Raw genomic sequence first — 3,985 nt, forward strand, 5'->3', positions numbered from 1 at the left:
CCACACCTCTCCCGGCGGCTCGGTGAGAGCCTGCATGGCCATCTACGCCACCATGCGGTACGTCAAGAACGACGTCGCGACGCTGGCGCTCGGGATCGCCGGCTCGATGGGGCAGTTCCTGCTCTGCGCCGGGACGGCCGGCAAGCGGTTCGCGCTGCCGCACACCCGGATCCTGATGCACCAGCCCTCCGGCGGGATGGGCGGCACAGCCTCCGACATCACCATCCAGGCCGAGAACATGCTGCACGTGAAGCGGACCATGCAGGAGCTCATCGCCCGGCACAGCGGGCGCACGCTGGAGGAGATCCAGCGCGACTGGGACCGGGACCGCTGGTTCACCGCCGAGGAGGCCCGCGAGTACGGCCTGATCGACCAGGTGCTCTCCCGCGTCGACCAGCTCGCCGGGTGAGCCGGGCGGGCCCGGCCGCTGCCGTCGAGGAACACGGTGATCGCGTCGTGGAACCGCACCCCGGCCCGGCGCGGCGCCTCGATCCCCCTGTCACAGCGGATGTCCACGCCCTGGTTGAAGTACGAGTAGACGCCCAGTCCCCACGCCTCGTGCGTGCGGACGTGATCGGCCACCTTGTACGAGGCCCAGCCGTTGCCGGTCGGGCTGCGCCAGGCCGCCTGGCTGGGCGGGTCGTAGGGCAGCTCGCTCTGGTAGAACACGGTCCGGCCGCGCTCGCCGTTCCAGATCGTCTGCCAGCGCTGGTAGTGCTCGACGAAGAGCCCGTACGCGGTCACGTCGTCGCCGTTGACGATCACGCCGGTGGCGGCGGTGTTCACGGTCCAGCCGATCGTGCCGGCCCGGCCGTGGTCGCCGCGCCAGGCCCAGATGTTGTCGATCAGCGTGTGCCGGCTGTGCACCACGAGGCTGGTCACCGCCCGCCCGGCGTACGGGCCGCCGATGCGGAAGAAGACGTCCTGCAGCGAGATCGGGTTCGTGGCGTGCGACCGGTGGCAGTGCCGCGTACCGACCTCGACCAGCACCGGCGACTCGACCGGCCCGGCGTCCACCAGCACCCCGGCGATGCGGACCCCGTCCACGTCCTCGATCCGCAGCGCCGCGTCCCCGCGATCCGGCACCAGGCTCGGCATGCCGAGGCCGAGCACGACGGTGTCCGGTCGGCGTACCCGCAGGGCCCGGTCCAGGTGGTAGACGCCGGGGGTGAGCAGCAGGTGCCGGCCCCGGGCCAGTTCCGCGTTGATCCGCTTCGCCGAGTCGGTGGGCCGGGCCAGGAAAAACGCGGACAGCGGCAGCGACGGCACCGGCGCGCCGCCGGTGGCCCAGGTGGTGCCGGCGGTGTTCCGGCGCAGACGCGGTACGGCGACTCGCCAGGCGCCCCGGGCGTCGACGAACAGGTACGGCTTCTCCCGGGTCACCGGGCTGGTCGGCAGCGTGGTGTACGGCGGGTCGGGGAAGCCATGCGCGGGCGCGCCGATCACGCCGGAGAAGACCTGGTTCCACACGCCGTTGGTCCACTCGCCGCCGAGCTCGCTGTCGCGGGTGAGCCACTGCTGCTGGGAGCCGTTGATGGTGATGCCGTCCACCTTGGAGTCGGCGATGTAGCCGCCGCTGGAGTAGCCGCCGTTGCCGGGTTCCAACCACAGCACACCCTTGACGTGCACCCGGCGCATCGGCGACGCCTGGGAGACGGCCCACTGATTCGACCAGTCGGTCGGGGTGACCGCGAGGTTCTCCGCCGAACGCCAGAAGTTGGTCAGCGCGGAGATGCCGGCCGGCGAGTTCGGGTCGGGCTGCCCGACCACCCGGACCGCGCCGTGGATCTCCACGTCGTCCGGGTGGGCGCCGAGACCGGCGACAGTCGTGTAGTAACCGAGCCGGGCGTCCACCTCGTAGCGGCCGGGCTTGAACAGCACGGCGTACCTGTCGAAGCCCATCTCGTTGCGTTCCTGGGCGGTGAACAACCGGTCCAGCGTGGACTGGATCTCCTCCACCGGCGTGCCGGGGTCGTACACGAAGACGTTGGGGCCGAAGTCGGGCTCGCGTGCCGGGCGCGCGGCCGGGGACGCGGCGGCGGCGCCGGCCGGGAGGCCGAGGGCGGTGAGCGAGGCCGCGGAGGCGGTGAGCGTGAGGAAACGGCGGCGGGAGGGGTCGGGTGATCGCATCTGCCTGCCTGTTCGGTGATGGGACGGGAGAGCGCTCTCTCGGCTGTTCCTACCTCATCACCGTCGATACCGCCAGAGCCCACCGGTTCCGGAACCGGTGGGCTCTGCGTCGCACGTCGGTCAGGCGCGCCCGGCGCGCTGCTTCACCAGGTCGTCGACGAGCCGCTCCACGTAGTCGGCGGTGTCCTCCCACCGGGTGACCGCGTGGCAGCGGATGTCCATGGCCTTGACCGGGTAGTCGTTGCCGCCCACGTCCAGCCGGTCCCCCACGAAGAGCACGTTGTCGATGGTCAGGTCCAGGTGCTCCAGCAGCTTCCGCATGCCGTACGCCTTGTCCACACCCTTGCGGGTGACGTCGATCGAGGTCGAGCCGCCGCCACGGACCTCCAGGTCGGGCAGCTTCGCCGCGACCGCGTCCCGCAGCCGCCGCTTCTTGTCGCCGTCCGGGTCCCAGCCGTACTTCTCCGCCGGCGGGGCGGACTGACCCAGCGCGGAGAACGTGATCTGACTGCCCCGGTCCTCGATGATGTCGCCCCAGGTCTTCGCCTCCCACAGACCCAGCGCCTGCGCCGACTCGGTCAGCGCGGCAACGACACGCGCCTTGTCGGCCTCGCTCAGATCCTCGGCGTAGACCTGCCGCCAGTCCCCGTCGGACCAGCGGTAGTACCGGGTACCGCAGGTGGGCATCAGGTGCAGCCGCTCGCGCTGCTGCTCGGTGAGGTCGAGGTGGGCCAGCACCTGCGACTGGAACTGCTCGAACCGACCACCGGAGATGATGAGTACGTCCACCTCGGTGAGCAGGTGGCCGAGCAGCTCCGCCATCCGACGATCGATCTGGGACTTGGAAATCGCCAGGGTGACGTCCAGGTCGAACGCCACCACTCGAAGATCGGTCACGAATACCTCATGTCGTCGCGGACAGGCCAGAACTAGCAGGGTACCGACGCACCCTGGCACCGACCTGGAGGGCCCGGACCGGAGGGCTCACCAGACCACGCGGCCCTCATGACGGAGCGTAACAGCGGCTCCGCAGCGGGTTCGGGCCTTCCGGAACCGGGCTCGACGGTGAAATGCGGTCGACAGCGTCCGGCGCCGATCGCCATGGTGAGCGGATGCGCCAGGACGAGATCTGGAACGCCGAGACCGCCGAGCGGTACGACACACCGGGCACGGGGATGTTCGCGCCGGAGGTGCTCGACCCGGCCGTGGACCGGCTCGCCGCGCTCGCCGGCGACGGGCCGGTGCTGGAGTTCGCCATCGGCACGGGCCGGGTGGCAGTCCCCCTGGCCGGACGCGGCGTGCGGGTCAGCGGCATCGAACTCTCCGTACCGATGGTGGAGCGACTGCGGTCGAAGGCCGATGCGGCGACGATCCCGGTGGTGATCGGCGACATGGCCACCGCCACCTCACCCGGGGAGTACAGCCTGGTCTACCTCGTCTACAACACCATCTCCAACCTGCTCGAACAGGCCGAACAGGTGGCGTGCTTCCGCAACGCCGCCCGCCACCTCAAGCCCGGCGGCCGGTTCGTGATCGAGCTGGAGGTGCCGGAACTGCGCGTACTGCCGCCCGGCCAGCGGGCGGCGGTCTTCGCTACCGAGCCCGGATACGTCGGCGTGGACACCTACGACGTGCTGCGGCAACACCTCGTCTCGCACCACTTCGAGTTCGGCGACGGCCGCGAGGCGCGCGTCTTCCGCAGCCCGCACCGCTACGTCTGGCCGTCCGAGCTGGACCTGATGGGCGAGTTGGCCGGCTTCACGCTGGAGCATCGGTACGCGGACTGGTCCGGCGCGGAGTTCACCGCCGAATCGCGCTCCCACGTGTCGATCTACCGGCTCCCGGCCCGAGCCAC

At 70.8% G+C, this 3,985-nt stretch carries 3 protein-coding genes; 2 read left to right on the plus strand and 1 reads right to left on the minus strand.

From position 1 onward, the window contains the following. Window positions 1–409, plus strand: a 409-nt coding sequence (locus KBX39_RS25370; protein ID WP_210872865.1) for a ClpP family protease, incomplete at its 5' end; no start/stop codon positions are given. Window positions 410–2,250: 1,841 nt separating this feature from the next. Here the strand turns inward: KBX39_RS25370 and KBX39_RS25380 are convergent. Then, window positions 2,251–3,027: an HAD-IIB family hydrolase gene (locus tag KBX39_RS25380; RefSeq protein WP_210872867.1), complete on the minus strand. Its 777-nt coding sequence runs from the start codon at window positions 3,025–3,027 to the stop codon at window positions 2,251–2,253. A gap of 215 nt (window positions 3,028–3,242) precedes the next feature. On the opposite strand from KBX39_RS25380, the gene KBX39_RS25385 reads away from it, so the two are divergent. Then, the coding region (locus KBX39_RS25385) for a bifunctional 2-polyprenyl-6-hydroxyphenol methylase/3-demethylubiquinol 3-O-methyltransferase UbiG (protein ID WP_210872868.1) at window positions 3,243–3,985 on the plus strand (743 nt) is incomplete at its 3' end.

This window comes from Micromonospora sp. D75, from assembly GCF_018070405.1.
Taxonomy (GTDB): domain Bacteria; phylum Actinomycetota; class Actinomycetes; order Mycobacteriales; family Micromonosporaceae; genus Micromonospora; species Micromonospora chalcea.